Annotated in this window: 14 protein-coding genes and 1 tRNA gene; 5 read left to right on the top strand and 10 right to left on the bottom strand. The window is 68.9% G+C overall.

Annotation, left to right across the window (positions count from 1 at the left end; translation table 11 throughout):
- Window positions 1–48 precede the first annotated feature (48 nt).
- The 5 genes from AB0O15_RS40890 to AB0O15_RS40870 all read right to left on the bottom strand — a co-directional run bounded on the left by AB0O15_RS40890 (window position 49) and on the right by AB0O15_RS40870 (window position 5560).
- Window positions 49–363 carry a hypothetical protein gene (locus AB0O15_RS40890; protein WP_364331044.1) on the bottom strand — a complete coding sequence of 105 codons (315 nt, stop codon included), beginning with the start codon at window positions 361–363 and terminating at the stop codon, window positions 49–51.
- A 138-nt stretch (window positions 364–501) separates the two neighbouring features.
- Window positions 502–825: a transcriptional regulator gene (locus AB0O15_RS40885; protein ID WP_364331042.1), complete on the bottom strand. Its 324-nt coding sequence runs from the start codon at window positions 823–825 to the stop codon at window positions 502–504.
- Window positions 822–1289: a hypothetical protein gene (locus AB0O15_RS40880; RefSeq protein ID WP_364331039.1), complete on the bottom strand. Its 468-nt coding sequence runs from the start codon at window positions 1287–1289 to the stop codon at window positions 822–824. The genes AB0O15_RS40885 and AB0O15_RS40880 overlap by 4 nt, the downstream gene beginning before the upstream one ends.
- 167 nt (window positions 1290–1456) lie before the next feature.
- Window positions 1457–3940, bottom strand: coding sequence for a WD40 repeat domain-containing protein (locus AB0O15_RS40875; RefSeq protein ID WP_364331036.1), 2484 nt, complete (start codon window positions 3938–3940; stop codon window positions 1457–1459).
- An 870-nt stretch (window positions 3941–4810) separates the two neighbouring features.
- A complete protein-coding gene (locus AB0O15_RS40870; protein WP_364331033.1) occupies window positions 4811–5560 on the bottom strand; it encodes a single-stranded DNA-binding protein in 750 nt (249 codons plus the stop codon).
- Window positions 5561–5688: 128 nt separating this feature from the next.
- Here AB0O15_RS40870 and AB0O15_RS40865 point away from each other — a divergent pair, with 128 nt between their 5' ends.
- From AB0O15_RS40865 to AB0O15_RS40850, 4 genes are all read left to right on the top strand, one after another.
- Window positions 5689–6717 (top strand): alpha/beta hydrolase, encoded by a 1029-nt coding sequence (locus tag AB0O15_RS40865; protein WP_364331030.1) that lies wholly within the window; start codon window positions 5689–5691, stop codon window positions 6715–6717.
- 44 nt (window positions 6718–6761) lie between these two features.
- Window positions 6762–7454, top strand: coding sequence for an ABC transporter ATP-binding protein (locus AB0O15_RS40860; protein ID WP_364331027.1), 693 nt, complete (start codon window positions 6762–6764; stop codon window positions 7452–7454).
- 3 nt (window positions 7455–7457) lie between these two features.
- The gene (locus AB0O15_RS40855; RefSeq protein ID WP_364331024.1) at window positions 7458–9608 is read left to right on the top strand and encodes an FtsX-like permease family protein; all 2151 of its coding nucleotides are present in this window, start codon (window positions 7458–7460) and stop codon (window positions 9606–9608) included.
- A gap of 103 nt (window positions 9609–9711) precedes the next feature.
- Window positions 9712–9784: transfer RNA gene (locus AB0O15_RS40850), tRNA-Arg, on the top strand.
- A 3-nt stretch (window positions 9785–9787) separates the two neighbouring features.
- On the opposite strand, the gene AB0O15_RS40845 is transcribed toward AB0O15_RS40850, so the two are convergent.
- Window positions 9788–11257, bottom strand: a complete 1470-nt coding sequence (locus AB0O15_RS40845) for a site-specific integrase (protein ID WP_364331021.1) — start codon at window positions 11255–11257, stop codon at window positions 9788–9790.
- Window positions 11258–11440: 183 nt separating this feature from the next.
- Here AB0O15_RS40845 and AB0O15_RS40840 point away from each other — a divergent pair, with 183 nt between their 5' ends.
- On the top strand, window positions 11441–11662 hold the full coding sequence (locus AB0O15_RS40840) for a hypothetical protein (RefSeq protein ID WP_364331217.1): 222 nt from the start codon (window positions 11441–11443) through the stop codon (window positions 11660–11662).
- On the opposite strand, the gene AB0O15_RS40835 is transcribed toward AB0O15_RS40840, so the two are convergent.
- The 4 genes from AB0O15_RS40835 to AB0O15_RS40820 all read right to left on the bottom strand — a co-directional run bounded on the left by AB0O15_RS40835 (window position 11564) and on the right by AB0O15_RS40820 (window position 15056).
- Entirely contained in the window at window positions 11564–11848 is a 285-nt protein-coding gene (locus AB0O15_RS40835; protein ID WP_364331018.1) for a helix-turn-helix domain-containing protein, read from the bottom strand. The genes AB0O15_RS40840 and AB0O15_RS40835 overlap by 99 nt on opposite strands.
- Window positions 11845–13152: a replication initiator gene (locus AB0O15_RS40830; protein ID WP_364331015.1), complete on the bottom strand. Its 1308-nt coding sequence runs from the start codon at window positions 13150–13152 to the stop codon at window positions 11845–11847. The genes AB0O15_RS40835 and AB0O15_RS40830 overlap by 4 nt, the downstream gene beginning before the upstream one ends.
- A 165-nt stretch (window positions 13153–13317) precedes the next feature.
- On the bottom strand, window positions 13318–14682 hold the full coding sequence (locus AB0O15_RS40825) for an FtsK/SpoIIIE domain-containing protein (protein WP_364331012.1): 1365 nt from the start codon (window positions 14680–14682) through the stop codon (window positions 13318–13320).
- A complete protein-coding gene (locus AB0O15_RS40820) occupies window positions 14679–15056 on the bottom strand; it encodes a hypothetical protein (protein WP_364331009.1) in 378 nt (125 codons plus the stop codon). Before AB0O15_RS40820 ends, AB0O15_RS40825 begins: the two co-directional genes overlap by 4 nt.
- Window positions 15057–15260: the final 204 nt, after the last annotated feature.

Here is a 15260-nt window from a genome sequence, read left to right as displayed (position 1 = left end):
CTGCAGTGCTGTGTCGGCACCGATATGACACCCAGGGTGGCGAAGCTTTCACACCAGGTCGTGGACCATGCCGAAGATGCCGGTGATGGTGCCGATGATGGTGCCGATGATGGTGGCGATGGTGGTGGCGATGGTGGCGAAGACGGCCGGTCCGCCGGACAGCATGCCCCTGGTCTTGTTGCGCCAGCTCTGCTGCCACCACAGTGTCTTGAACTTCTGGAACTTGTGCTGGCGGACGTGGCAGCCCAGCAGCATGCCGCCGCAGTTGTTGCGGCAGTAGTCGACCTCGCCGGTGCGCTGGGTGATTCGGTTGATCGCGGCACAGGTGGCGGGGGCCTGGAAGAGGATGTAGAGAATGACCACGCCGGAAAGGACGGCGTAGGTCGCTGGTCCGGCTGCGTCGTTGACGAACCGGGGCGGAAGCCTGCCGGCAGCGTGAAGATCGTTGATCCGGCTGTCGTGACCGTGAAGCGCCGCGTGGCCTCGGCCACGCGGCGCCACTCACTGGGTTGCGCCGTCCGGGCGTACGGTGCGGCCCGCTTGGGCCACGATCTGCTGCAAGGCGCTGACATGCTGGTCGAAGGCGGCCCGGCCGACCGTGGTGAGCCGCGCGGACGTGCGAGGCCGTTTGCCGACGAAGGACTTACGGATCTCGACGTACCCGGCCTCTTCCAGGGTGGTGAGCTGCTTGGAAAGCGCCGAGTCGGACAGGCCGACGCTGTCACGGATGAAGCGGAACTCCGCGTCCTCGGCGGCGGCCAGCAGCGCCACGATGGACAGTCGGGTCGGGGCGTGGATGAGCTCGTCGAACTTGGGCGGGATCATCGGCCGTCGTCGGCCAGCCGACGGAGGTAGCGGGCCACGATCGGGCCGCCGACAATCATCACCACCCCGCCGGCGACCGCGCCGACCGTCGCCGGAAGTGGCGAGCCGGCGGCCTGCAGAAGGAACGTCGTCGGCAGGTTGACCAGCAGGACCAGACCGACGAAGGCCACGATGACCAGCCCCGCGCGTGGACCCAGAAGGTCGTGGCGGGGGGTGGCCCGGCTCCAGCCGCGCCCGAAGATCACACCCAGGGCGATCAACAGGCCGAGTACGAACACGGTCGTGCCAACGCCGATGAGCAGGGGTCTTCGGCTGTCGAGGCCGGCGGCCAGGACGACCGCGAGAAGCGCGACGGTCCAGCGGAACCAGCCGGGAATCCGGGACAGCGCAACGATCTGTTCCTTGCGGCGCCGAACCTCGGCCAAGGATCGTGCCGCGTCGTCCGGGTGGATGTGCTCGTTCATGTTCCCTCCTAGCAACAAGTTTCCTACTAGGAAAGTAGCAGTCGCTTTCCACCCAGGCAAGTACTTGCCTAGGTGGAAGAAGCTGACCTACGGCTGGGTGCGTTCCGCTACCTTCGCCACCGACCTCACCACGACCGGAGCCGTTGGCAACCTGGCCAACGGCGCGGTCAAGATGACGAAGCTCGTGGGTGTCGCGGCGTGGGTGTCCGCACCGGGGTCACAACCTCCACAGCCGTACGGTCGAGTCCGCCATACCCGCGCTGATCAACGTGTCCCAGGTCTTCCCGCAGCCCCAGACGAACGTCGCCAGTCTTCCGCTGTGCCCCTTTCAGCTCGATCGCGTCGCCGTCGGCGAGATCCCACACCTGGATCGCGTCGTGCGCCGCGGGCGTGGCGAGGAACCGGCCGTCCGCGCTGAAGAGTGCCCCGATCGGGCCGAAGTCGGTGTTGGTGTCGTCCTCGCTCGGCGACGGCGGCGGCACTGACCGAACCAGCCGCCGGATGAGCACGCCCGTCCTGGCGTCGTAGACCGCCAGGCCGCGGTCGCTCCTCCCGGCGATGACCGTGCCGAGCGGGTTCTCAAGGTGGTCCACCCAGTCGACCCGCCCGTCGGGGCCCAGCTTCTGCCCCGTCACAGCGTTCCATGCCATGCGGCCGTTCGCGGTGGTGGCGACGATCGGGGGTGGCTGGCCCTCGTCGGCACCGGACCCGGGGGTCCAGCCGTCGGCCTGTTCGAGGTCGCCGGAAAAGGCGATCGTGTGGTTCGTGCTCCCCGAGGTCGCATCGAGGATGTCGACCTGCTGGCCGCCCGACGGGCCCGACCGGAAGCGCGGAACGACCAGGATCGGTTTCGGCCGGGTCTGGTACAGGGAATAGCCCGTGGCACCGGTCACCGGCGGCGACGCAGGGCCGCCGTTCACCGGCAGTAGCTGCAAGGTGCTGTAGTCCGACTCTGGCTCAGCGGTCTTCACCAGAAGCGTGGGCGCGCCAGGGACGAAGTCGAAGTCGACAACGTCCCCGCCGAGTGGCCAGGAGCGCCGTTGCCGGCTGTCCGCCGCGTTCCAGACAGTTACCGTGAAATCGTCGCCGTCGTCGTTCTCCCGGTTTCCGCTCGAGCCGGCGAGCCACGTGCCGGTCGGATCGAAGCGGAGCTCGGACTTGGTCTCGCGGAAGGGAAGCGTGACCGACGTCCCGCTCGCCAGGTCGAAAAGCTTCGCACCGTTCTTGGTGCGCACCACCACGCGTTTGCCCGCCGGATCCACCATCGCTTCGTTCGGTCCGCCACCTGGCTGCGCGATCGTCCTCCGCGAAGGCGGGTCGCCGGCGGTGTCCCACACGGTGAGGGAGCCATCGTGACTTCCACTCAGGACGAAGCGCCGCCCGACTAGATCCATGGGTGCGCCGTCGGCGTCGTATTCGGGCGGATCAGCGTCGCCGAGATCGACGGCGAAACGGCCGGGGATCGAGAGGGCACTCTCGCTGTCGGCGGAGTAGACGTTGAGGGTCGCGTTCGCCCGCCCGTCGCCGGCGGACAGCAGGCCGACCTTGGCTCCGTTGTCGAGAAGCACCACGCTCTCGGGCGGCCAAGCTGCGCCGAGCTGCTCCCAGCCGCGCGCAGCCCAGCGCCACACGCGAACGCGGGGCTCGGCATCCGCGTCAGGGCCGGGCGACAAGGAGACTTCGTCGCGGACGAAGAACAACTGCCCGCTCGGGTTGAAGTACGGGCGGACGTTGTCGCCGGCGGTTCCGACGAAATAGGGCTCGTGGTCCTCGTCGCCGGCCTGGTCCAGTCGCCACAGCCGGACGCCATCAGCGGACGAGGTGGCCAGAGTCTCGCCGTCCGGGCTGATCACGAGGCTCTCGGCAAGACGGCCGTAGGGCAGTCGCAACACCTTGTCGGCGTCGTCGCGGGGCACTACCGCCAGCGGAATGACGAGACTGGCCAGGAAGGCTCCAATCAGCGCCGGCACGAGAATGCGGTGCCGCCGCCGGGCCCGCCGCCGTGCCGTTTCCAGCTCAGCGCGGTAGGCGGCCGACTGATCGTCCGCGAGCCGCTCCTGGAGCCGCAGATGCCGGAACTGGTAGGCCCCGCCGGACTGCCGTAGCAGTTTGCGCCGGCAGGCATCCTCGAGCAGTCCGAGCACCCGCAACGGCAACACCCGGGTGCCGGCCAGGACCAACCGCGCGATCTGGAAGCGGAACCATGCCCGGGACAACAGCAGATAGGTGCCGACGAGAAGTCCAGGCACCACGACGAGCAGCCACACCACGATCGCCCAGGTGGAGAAGTAGCCGGGCACGACATCGACCAGGCGGGCCCCAGCGATCTCCGTCAGGGAGGCGTTCTGCAGCCAGCCCGCTCCGCCGGTCGACCAGCCGTAGACGGCGCTGCCCAGCACGGCCGTGGTCAGTCCCAGCGGCATGAGAAGCAGAGCGAAGACAAGCCCGCTCACGACCGCGCTCACCAGTGCCGAGGTGCGGTCCTGGCGCAGCACTTCCCGCGGTGAGTCCAGGCGAGCGGCGGCGGGCACGGCCAGCAGCCATCGGTAGGCCACCAGCGCGAAAGTCAACGTCACCAGCAGGGCGAGCGCCAGCCCCATCGACCCGAGGAACAGCTCGCCGCTGGAGATCGACCAGCCGTCGATCGCCATTGTCGCCACCCCGGAGCCGAGCGCCAACGGGGATCCACATCAGCACGCTCGGCGTCGGCGCCACGGCGAACGCCTCGCGGAACGCCGCCACGGAGAACAGCCGAGCCGGCAAGCGTCCGGGCGGCGCGCTCTCCAACGACCACCTTGTCACGATCAGGACGAAGAACAGAAAGCCGACCAGCGCGCTGGCCCATAGGCCCGAGCCCGCCCCACCGCCACCGATCGCGAAGCACGCCAGCGACGCGACCACCATCAGGAGGCCGACGGCGGTGCCCAGGAGAGCCCCGGTCCCGGCCGACAGCATGCGGTCGGCGAGGTCCCACCAGCGCAGGTCGCGCTCCTGGGCGTCGTAGAGGTACCGGGCCAGGACCGCCAGATGGCGGGACGCTTTCTCCCTCGGCCATCGCCCGGCCGACCGCTCCGGCGGCTGCGGTCCGTCCGGCTGGGCGTAGGCGGTGTCAACCAGCCGATCCAGCAGGTTGTTCTCCACCGCGAGCCGCGAGTCCAGAGAGGCCTCGAGCTGCTCGCGGGGATCACGGCCGGCCCGCCCGTACACCTCACGGGCGATCGAGAGCATCAACGGCGTCGAATACGCCTCGGCGATCGGAGAATCGGCCCGCTCGATCTCGGCGAAGACGCTCGCCCAGGCCGAGGCTCCGGCACAGCAGCCTCCAGGACAGGTCACTCATCGTGGCGTGACCGACACTTCAGGAGAGTCGCTGTGGGAGGTCGAGGGCCTGCCGTCAACACCACGCCAAACGATGGGGCGGCCGCCCGAGATTGCCGGGTTCGGGCGGCCGCCCCGAAGGTGCCGCCGCCCCGGGTGCGTGCGGGGGCGTTTGCCCGGGGCGGCGGCGGTCTAGGCGGCGGTTACGCCGGGATGGGCTGGCGGCGGCTGCGGCGCGGGCGGCGCTGGTTCACCTCCTCCTCGAGGCGCTCGACCTCGATCTCGATCTCGGCCGCGGCCGGCGACGGGGCGGGGGACGGGGACGGCGGGGTCGGCGGCTCGGGGTCGTCGTCGCCGTCGCCCTCGTCGGACGGTTTGGTGTCCTTCTCGAAGGGCTCCATGCCGCCGCCGGGGAGGACGGCCGCCGTCACCGGGTCGAGGGCCGGCGGCTGCTCGACGAAGGCCGGCTCGGTGGTGTCGGCGGGGATGCCGTCGCCCAGGGTCACCGGCTGGTCGTCGAGGGACGGGGCCGCCTCGCCCCGGACCACGCCGTCGGACTCGGGGGTTTCGGCGGCCGTGACGCCGGCGGGGCGGGTGCGGAAGAGCTTCGTGCGGCCCCGGGCCAGGTCGTGGCCGACGGCCATGGCCTCCATCTCGTAGGAGGTGCGCGGGTTGTTCTCCGAGTCGATCCAGTCGCGGGTGTAGAGCCGGCCCACCACCATGATCGGGTCGCCGACGGCGACCGAGGCGCCGACGTTCTCGGCCAGGCGGCGCCAGCAGTTGACGCGTACGCGGAGGGTGTCGCCGTCGACCCAGCGGTTGTTGTCCTTGTCGTAGCGGCGGGAGGTGGACGCCACCCGGAAGTTGGCGACCAGGGTGTTGCTCTTGGTGGTGCGCCGCCACTCGGGCGCGGTCAGCACGTTGCCGACGACGACGATGGGTGTGTCGTACATGATCATGGGCCTTTCTGATCGGAGAAGCGCTTGTGCGGCAACTGAACCGAAACGGCCAAGATCGAAAGCCGGGCCTGTGGACAACGAAAGACTGTGGATAACCCGGCAACCCGTTTAGCCTGGGTGACGTGGAAACGGACGTTCTGGGACCGCCGTACGAGCGGCACACCATCGACCTGGGCACCGACGACGAGGGCAAGGTCGTGGCGACGCTGGTCCGCCGGCGTACGGATCAGCCGAACCCCAGCCGCCGCGCGGTGCTGTACGTCCACGGCTTCGTGGACTACTTCTTCCAGACCCATCTGGCCGACTTCTTCGTCGAGCGGGGCTGGGACTTCTACGCGCTCGACCTGCGTAAATACGGTCGCAGCCTGCTCGCGCACCAGACCCCGAACTTCTGCCGCAGCCTCACCGACTACTTCCCCGAGCTGGACGAGTCGGCCCGCATCATCCGCAGCGTCGACGGGCACGACCAACTGCTCGTGGTGGCACATTCCACCGGCGGCCTCACGACGTCCCTGTGGGCGCACGCGCGGCAGGGTCAGGGCCTGGTCGACGGGTTGTTCCTGAACAGCCCGTTCTTCGACTTCAACAGCCCGTGGCTGGTACGCCGCCCGCTCATGGCCGCGATCACGGCGACCAGCGCGAAGCGCACCCCGTACCGGATCGTTCCGGTCAAGGCCCTGGGTCTCTACGGCCAGAGCCTGCACGCGACCGAGCGCGGCGAGTGGACCTACGACCTCAACTGGAAACCGGTGCTCGGGTTCCCGGTGACGGCGGGCTGGCTGCAGGCGATCACGCGCGGTCAGTCGCGGCTGCGGCGCGGGCTGCAGATCGACGTGCCGGTCCTGGTGGCGTGTTCGACGCGGACCTTCCGGGGCAAGGACTGGGATGATGACGTACGCCTGACCGACGCGGTCCTCGATGTCGAACACATCGCCCGCTGGGCGCCGCGCCTCGGCCCGCACGTGACGATCACCCGGTTCGACGGCGGCATGCACGACCTGACGCTGTCCGGCAAGCACGTCCGCACCGAGGTGTTCCGGGAGCTGGCCCGCTGGCAGGACGCATTCCTGCCGGCGCCGGGCGAGCCCGAGATCGAGGTGCCGCCGGCCCCGGAAGATCGGAGTAGTGCCAGCGGTACCACCGTCGGGTAGCTGGCGGGCTGTTCCGGAACCGGCGCCGAAAATAGCGTCGAAGCATGTCAACGACCTATGCCGTACGGGTGGAACAGCTCGTGCGAACCTACCGTTCCGGACGCGAGACCGTGACCGCCCTGGCCGGCGTCGACGCCGGCTTCGCCCGCGGAACCTTCACCGCGGTGATGGGGCCGTCGGGCTCCGGCAAGAGCACGCTGCTGCAGACCGCGGCCGGGCTGGACCGGCCGACGTCGGGCCGGGTCTGGATCGGTGACACCGAGCTGTCCCGGCTGTCCGAGACCAAGCTGACCAAGCTGCGCCGCGACCGGATCGGCTTCGTCTTCCAGAGCTACAACCTGATCGCCGCGCTGACCGTGCGGGAGAACATCGAGCTGCCGCTGCGTCTGGCCGGCGCCCGCCCCGACCGGCGCTGGCTGGACGAGGTGGTCGAGCGCGTCGGTCTCGGCCCCCGGCTCCGGCACCGCCCGGCCGAGCTCTCCGGCGGCCAGCAGCAGCGGGTGGCGATCGCCCGCGCGCTGGCCGCCCGCCCCGACGTGATCTTCTCGGACGAGCCGACCGGCGCCCTCGACTCGCGGACCGCGGCCGAGGTGCTGACGCTGCTGCGGTCGGTCGTCGACGCGTACGGCCAGACCGTCATCATGGTCACCCACGACGCCGGCGCCGCTTCGTACGCCGATCAGGCCCTGCACATGAGCGACGGCCGCATCGACCGCGCCCTGGCCCCGGTGGGCTGACCGATGACAAAGCTTGCTCTGCGCCTGTTGCGCCACCGCCCCGGCAGCGCCACCGCCACCCTGATCGCCCTCACGCTCGGCGTGCTGATCCTGATGGCGATGGGTTCGCTGGTCGACGCCGGCCTCCGCCACCAACCCGCACCGCAGCGTTACGCGGCCGCCGACATCGTCGTCGCCCGCACCGAGATCACCTTCACCGACAAGGAGTTCGACGGCGAGACCACCACTTCCCGGGTACGCCTACCGGAGCCGGGAACCGTTCCCGCGGCATTGGTGAACCAGGTGCGCGCCGTGCCCGGCGTGACCGCGGTGGCGACCATCCCGTCGACCCGTCCCGGCCAGGTCGAGGCGATCCTGGTCAAGGCCGGACCGGAGGTGGACCGGGCCACCCTGGACCGGCTCGCCGCCTCCGCCTCCGCCCGCACCTTCGCCGGCGCCGACCGCGGCCGGGCCGAGAGCTCCGCCGCCACCACGGCCCTTGACCTGCTGGTCCAGGTCGGAGCGTCGTTCGGCGGGTACGTGGTGCTGCTGGTCATCTTCGTCGTGGCGGGTCTCATCGGCCTGTCCGTCCGGCACCGCCGCCGCGACCTCGCCCTGCTGCGGGCGATCGGCGCGACCCCCGGCCAGGTGCGCCGCATGCTGGTCGCCGAGGCCGGCCTGATCAGCGGCGTCGCCGTGGCGCTCGGGCTGCCCGCCGGCCTGCTCGCCACCGATTGGCTGCACGGTGAGCTGCTGTCGCGGGGCTTCGTGCCGGCGTCCGTACCCATCGGGCCCAGCCCTTTCGCCGCCCTCGCCGCCGCGCTCCTCATCACCTTGGTCGCCATGCTCGCGGCCGTCGTCGCCGCCCGCCGGGCGACCGCGATCCGCCCCACCGAGGCGCTCGGCGAGGCCGCGGTGGAACAGTCGAAGCCCGGCATGGTCCGCGCCGTCGTCGGCGTCGTCACGCTGACCGGCGCCTTCTCCGCCGGCGGTTTCGCGGCCGGCACCGGCGGCATGACCGCGATCACCGGCGCGCTCGGCATGCTCTACCTCTTCGTCACCGCGGTTGCCCTGCTCGCCCCGTGGATCAACAGCGGCGCGGCGCGGCTGCTGGCCCCGCTTCTCAAGATGTTCGCGGGTACGAGCGGCTACCTGGCCGCCGCCAACCTGCGCGCCAACTCCCGCGGCATGGCGACGGTGCTGACCGCTCTGGTGCTGTCCGTGGGGTTCGGCGGCTCGGTCTGGTTCCTCCAGGACAACCTGCAGCGGGCCACCGTCACCCAGACCCGCGACGGCCTGCTGGCCCAGCAGGCGATCACCGGTCCCGCCGACCTCGACGAGGTCCGCAACCGGCCCGGGGTGACCGCCGTGACCGGCGTACGCCACACCTCGGTCTTGATCAAGATCTTCGACAGCGCCGAGCCGGTCTCCGCCCGGGCGATCACCTCCGCCGGCGCCGCCGACACCATGGACCTCGGCGTCGTGCGGGGCGACCTGGCCGCCCTGGCCCCCGACAGCATGGCGGTCTCCGAACTGCAGGCGTCCTCCAACAACTGGAAGGTGGGCGACCGCCCCGAGATCTGGCTCGGCGACGGCACCCCCGCTCGCCTGCGGGTGGCGGCCATCTACACCCGAGGTCTCGCCTTCGGCGACGTGATCCTGGACCAGCGCACCCTGGCCCCCGCTCCGTTCGACGAGGTGCTGATCCGCGCTGACGCCCCCATCCCCGGCGCCGTGCCCGTGGACGCCCTGACCAGCCAACTCGCCACCGACATGGCCACCAGCGCCTGGCTCAACAAGCTCCTGGTCGCCGTGATGATCGGCTACGCCGCCCTGGCCGCCGCCAACGCCATGATCCTGGCCGCCCTGGCCCGGAGCCGCGAGCTGGCCACCCTGCGCCTGGCCGGCACCACCCGCCGCCAGGTAGGACGCATGGTCAACGCCGAACAGGCGGCCCTGCTGGGCGTCGCCCTGGCCATCGGCGGCGTGATCGCGGCGGTCACCCTGACCGTGGTGGTGCACGCCCTGACCGGCTCCTTCCTCCCCTACGTGCCGCCCCTGGGCTGGGCCGCCATCCTGGGCGGGGCCACGTTGCTGGCCATGACCACAACCATCCTGCCGGTCCGCCGCCTGCTCGGCGTTCCCGCGGTCAAGGCCCTGGGCAGCCGCGAGTGACGCCCGCCGGCATTTCCCTGGTGACACGGCCGCGGTGGGTGGGCCACACTAGGATGCCGCCGGGCCTCACCGACGGCTCGGTGTAGGTAAGCTAAGCCGTCGTGCGCCCGTAGCTCAGCGGATAGAGCAACGGACTTCTAATCCGTCGGTCGCAGGTTCGAATCCTGCCGGGCGCGCTCCTAAAGAGCAGCCTTGAGCTGCTCTTTCTTCTTTCGGCTTCCCTCGGGAGCGGCCGGGTCATCTGTTACCACGAGGCTCTGTGAGCCCGACGTGAGCCCGCGTGTGCGAGGGACCAGGCGGGCGGCGGCTTCGGCCGCTTCGCGCGCGACCTCGGGCAGGACACTGGCGTACGTGTCCGAGGTCAGCGTGTAGGACGCGTGGCCGAGCATCTCCTGGACGACCTTCATGTCGACGCCGGCCGCTAAGGCAAGGGTCGCGGCGCCGTGGCGCAGGTCATGCAGCCGGATCGGTGGCAGGCCACTGCGCCGCACAAGGCGGTCGAAGTGGTCGGACAGCCAGTTCGGCTCCACCCAGCTTCCGTTCGCCCGAGTGAAGACTCGGCCGCTGTCCACCCATGCCTCGCCCCATTTCAGCCGGGCCTTCTGTTGCCGCGCCCGATGCTGGCGAAGGGTGGAGACAGTTTCGGCATCCAGAGCGACTGGCCGGTCTCCCGCGTCGCTCTTGGGGGCGCTCTCCTGCACCTCTCCGTCGTTGTCCACGAGCTGGATGGCGACCGTGAGGGCTCCTGCGCGGAGGTCGACGTCCTCCCAACGGAGCCCGCAAGCCTCACCCCGGCGTAGACCCCGGAGCGCGACGAGATGGAAGAGCGCATACAGCTCGTCGTGGGCGGCGAAGTCGAGGAACGCGCCGGTCTGGGCGGGAGTCCAGACCATCACAGGCGACGGCCGCACGCCCGTCTTGGTGAACTTCTCCAGCCGCTCGTCTGTCCAGACCAGAGCCTTGGGGCGGGAGACTGGGTCGAGTTCAACGTGGGCCGCCGGATTGAAGGTGATCCACTCTTGGGTGATGGCGTAGTTCAGAGCGGCCCGCAACGTCGCCCTGATGTGCAGACGCGTCGTGGGGCCGGTGGTGCGCCGGAAAGGTGGCATCTCCTTAACGGACGCGCGGGCAGCCGCTCGGGCGTTTCTTCCACGCATCGTCTTCAGCTCATCGATCGCGGCGCGACGCATGGCGTTGGCCTCGGTGATCTCGATGTTCTGCTCGACGATCGCGTTGAACATCTCGCTCAGGTCAGCGACCCGGAGGCGGTCGATCCGGATGTGGCCGATGCGTGGCTTGAGGTGGACGCGGATGTCGCCCTCGTACCGCTTGATCGTGCTCCGGCGGATCTTCCGGCCGGCGATCCACAGGTCCAGCAACTCGCCGACGGTGAGTCGGCTGGTCAGCGACTGGCCGCTCCGGAACTTCCTGCGTACCTCCTCGACCGCGGGTACCGGCGCGCGGGTCGAGGCGATGTGTTCGAGCAAGTCGCCCAGGCGCTGCTGGCCGTCAGGGTCATCGGGGTCGGGTATCCCGAGCAGCGCGCGCACCCGGTTGAGTTCGTTCTGCGCCTCGGTGGCCGTCGTGAAGCCGGATCGGCGGAACGTTCGCCGATCGCCCTGCGCGGTGAGCGGTAGTTCCTGTCGCACAGTCCACGTGCCGTGGCGACGCCGGGTGAGCTTTGGACATGACTGACCGAGCTGCTTGCCGGTCCCTGGATCTCGGCAGGCGCATCGGCGGAATACTGATCCTCGCAAGAGTTACCTCCCCATCGAGAAGTGGTACCAATTAAGGTACCGCTTCTCGATGTCGCGCGGCATGGACGGTGGACGATGAGAAGACGGCGCGTGGTCGAGGCCGCCCAGGGCCTGCCCCCGATACCTGGCGACGGCCAGAAGCGGGATCAGCAGGTCAAGATCAGGCTTTCGGTGTCTGAGGTCGAGCGGCTCAAGGCGCTACGGCCCGACCTGACCACCGCCGGTGTGGTCGCGCTGATCGTGGATGACGTGTTGGCCGGCCGGCACCGGCCCGGGTGGGCGGCTGACGCCAAGTAGCTCGAGGATCGCCCAGACCGGTACGAGGTAGGTGCGGCCGACCCGGATCACCCGTACCGGAAACTCGCCCTTCTTTGCCAGGTCATAAGCCTTGCTCCGGCCTATGCCGAGGATCGACCCGGCGGTCTCGACATCGGTGGTCAGGCCAAGGGCTCGGACTGATTCGGCCGTCCAGCCGGCGCTCATCGCCGTTCCTCCCGCGCCGCCTGACGAGCTTCGTGCAGGTCGTCGGCGATGCCCTCCGCGAACATCGCCTGGCCTGCGGTGTGCCCGGAGTGACTGAAGGCCCATGCCTTCTCGACGAGGGCGTCGGCTGCTGGCGCCTCACCGCCCTTTCGATGCTCGGCCCGAGCCGCTCGAAGCGCCGTGTAGGTGGTCGAATAGCGACGGCTCTTGGTGGCGATGTGACCGCGATAGCCGAGCTGGTGCGCCCATCGCCGCAGCCCGAGGACCCAGCAGGTGTGGATCAGCTTCCGCGAGTGCTCGGTGACCGGCAGGACTTGAACTGTTGTGAGGTCCCTGATCGGCCGGTCCACGGTGACGCCGGAGACCTCGGGCTTCGTGACGTACTTGGCGATGTAGGACGCCACCGCACGTTCGGTCAGCTCTTCGCCGGCGCGGCCGGGCGCGATCGGCCGGATGTCGAGCTGCGACCCGAACCGAAGGACCACGTCTGTGTCAGGGACGTTGTACGTGACTCGCTGGGCCGCCGACCGGACGGTCCGGATCAGCAGCCCGAGGGTTGCCCAGGCCGGCACCGGGTCGGCAGGACCAGCCGGGCCGTCGAACCGCATGACGGCGTGGAAGTGGACGCTCCCGCGTCGCTGCCATTCGGCCACCTTCGCGTACGACAACCGAACGGCCTTGCGCATAGCCGTCCGGGAGACACCCTGCTGCGTCGCGAGGTCTTCGTAGAGGTTGCGGTGAAGCCGTTGCCACAGGTCGCGGGTATGTGCGTTGAACAGCACCGCAGCCGGATAGTCGTAGCAGTGCGAACACAGAGGCGACCCTACGAGAAGGTCCCCTTCGCCATGCTTCACAACGCAGTTGGCGCCATGACGGCATTTGGAGGCTCCGTTGCATGGCCCGCCGCGATGGACCGCTCCGAAGCTCGGCGCGGTGAACGTGACGAAGGCACGGGGATGCCCTCTGACCGCGTCAGTGACGCCCTTGCCACCGGCAAGCCCGGCAGCAATGAGGTGGTAGGTGTCGCCCTGATGGAGCCGGGCGCACGGCTCGCAGCGGGACAGACGCCGGTTGCCGCAAGCGATGGTGAGCCGGCCGTACGGCTGAGAGTCGGAGGTGAGGGCGCCGACCAGGCGGCCGGTGCCGGGCTCGGCGGTGAGCGTGTGACCGATCAGGTGGACCGGGTCCTGGCAGCCACCGATCCGCCGGATCCGGTTGAGCCACGCCCGGAAGTCGGGATGCGTAGCGGTAGTCAGAAGCTCTTGATCTGTGAAGGACAAGCCTTCCCGAGGTTCGGATGACATGAGATTCCTCTGCTGACGAGGTCGGCATGGCCGACAACGGGTTCAGCGCGCAGCAATCGCTCGCGCCGCCCGGCCGCGTCCGTATGCGACCGGGCACGTCGAGAACTCGTCATGCGGTACCTCCTTGCTCTAGTCGCCGACCTCAGAGGCTGGTGATCTCCGGTCTCAGCCCGGCGTTGTTCTCGATGACCGCATCCAGCTCAGCCGGACGAAGAAAGATGGACGGGCACGCACCCAGCCCGAGTCGTCGGCAGTGGTGATGGCGACACCCTTTTCGTCGGCGCCGATCGCCTGTGCCGCCTCGACCGCGTCGGGATAAAGATCCTCAAGCGTCATCTTGGCCGACTCAGAGTCATTGACCTTGAGACAAACCCGGCCGGCCAACTGCGCCCGCAACGCCGTGACGCCAGGACCGAGGTCCGACCCGACCCGCTGCCCGGCGACCACGAGATGGATACCGAGAGCCGCACCGAGCTGGCCCAGACGCAGCAAGCTGGTGGTCGCTCGCAGAGCCGCATCCTTCTCGTGCCGACCGGCGACGAGATACAGCTCCGCAAGCTCGTCAACGATGACCACGACCGGCACCGGCCGGACCTCAGCCGGTAGCTGCCAGATGTTGCGAGCCCGATGCTCACGACACAGCCGCATCCGATCGGTGGCCTCCGCAACGAGCTTCGTCAGAACCTCCGCGGCTTCTTCCCGATCACACGCGAGTGCAGAGAGCCGTTGGAGATGCGGCGCCAGTTCCATCCCGCCTTTGCAGTCGATGCCGACCAAGGCGATGGGCCGACTTGCCCAGGTAGCGACAGCGGCGTTGATCAGCGTGGACTTACCCGACTGGGTAGCTCCCGTGATCAGCCAATGCGGGAAGGCAACCAGGTCAAGCACCCATGCAAGGCCATCCTCGCGATAGCCGACGTCGGCCCGCAGATCAGCCGGCACCGCAGTAGGCACATCACTCGGCTGAGGATGCGGCCCAGCACTTCTTTGACCCTCATCAATAGCGAGCGGATCATCGTTCAGGATCGTCAGGTTGACTGACCCGCGTTTGGTCGCGGTGACCCTCACGGCATGGACCCGCCACGCGTGAGCCATGGCCTCGGCTGCCTCGATGAACACGTCGGGCGTCTGCCCAGCGTGCATCCCGATCCGGGCCGTGGCGCCGAACGACCTGGGCCGGAACCGCATCAGAACCGGGAAGAGCGGAACCGCCGGCCGCCCCTTGACGACCAGGCCGCCGAGCAGCCCGGTGTTGGGCCGATCAGTCGCCGTCAGATCGGCGTTGAGCATCAACTGCCGCCACGTCATTGCCATCCGGATCCGCAGCAGCGTCCAGCCGAAGGTCCACCAGTAGACCCGAGGCGCGATCCTCCGGATGATAGCTACCATCACGATCGTGATGACCAGGGCGCCGATTACGACCGCCCCGATTTTGAGTACGCCGAAGAGGAGAGCCTTCAGCGGCTCAGGGATAGACCAGATGGAGGGCACCGCCGGATCTGGTGCATCCACCAGGGTCCAGCCGGTCATGACGTGCTCGCTTTACCAGGGCGTGGCGTGGGACTCGGCGAGCCCTCCGTCGCACCGGTGGCCAGCTTCGCCGGGTAGACCGACGCTGCTCGGTAAGAGAGTCCATGTCGGCCTTCGATCTCCCAAAGCTGAGCGTCCAGCTCGGTGAAGCCAACCGGCGTTCCTTCAGCCACACCTTGAGGCTGAACAGCGGTCTGCACGTCAATCACGGATGCCTTGCGAGTCCCAGCCCGGCGTACCGCAATGCCAGTGACCCACAGCTCGTTACCTTCGCGATCCTTTCGGATCGCACCGTCGAGATCAGTCCTTCGTTCCGGAGCCGACACACAGAGCACGCCGACGAGCCGGGTCAGATCTACAGGAATGGAGTTCACGGAAGTTGCTCCTTCAAAAGGGATTGCGGCTGCCACTCCGGCAGCGCGGTTAGTTGCGATGGTTCGGTTCTCGACTCACTCAGCGGGGCTTACATGTGGCGAATGGTCGACGTATTCAGAAGCCGATGATGCGTACGAGTTTCCCTACTTGATCAAGGCAGGTTTAGATCGACGCAAGAATCGAGAAGAGATGGGAATGGGTGG

Source organism: Actinoplanes sp. NPDC089786, assembly GCF_040684855.1.
Classification (GTDB): Bacteria; Actinomycetota; Actinomycetes; order Mycobacteriales; family Micromonosporaceae; genus Actinoplanes.
The sequence above is the reverse complement of the archived record's forward strand: the minus strand, read 5'-3'. Positions and strand labels throughout refer to the sequence as shown.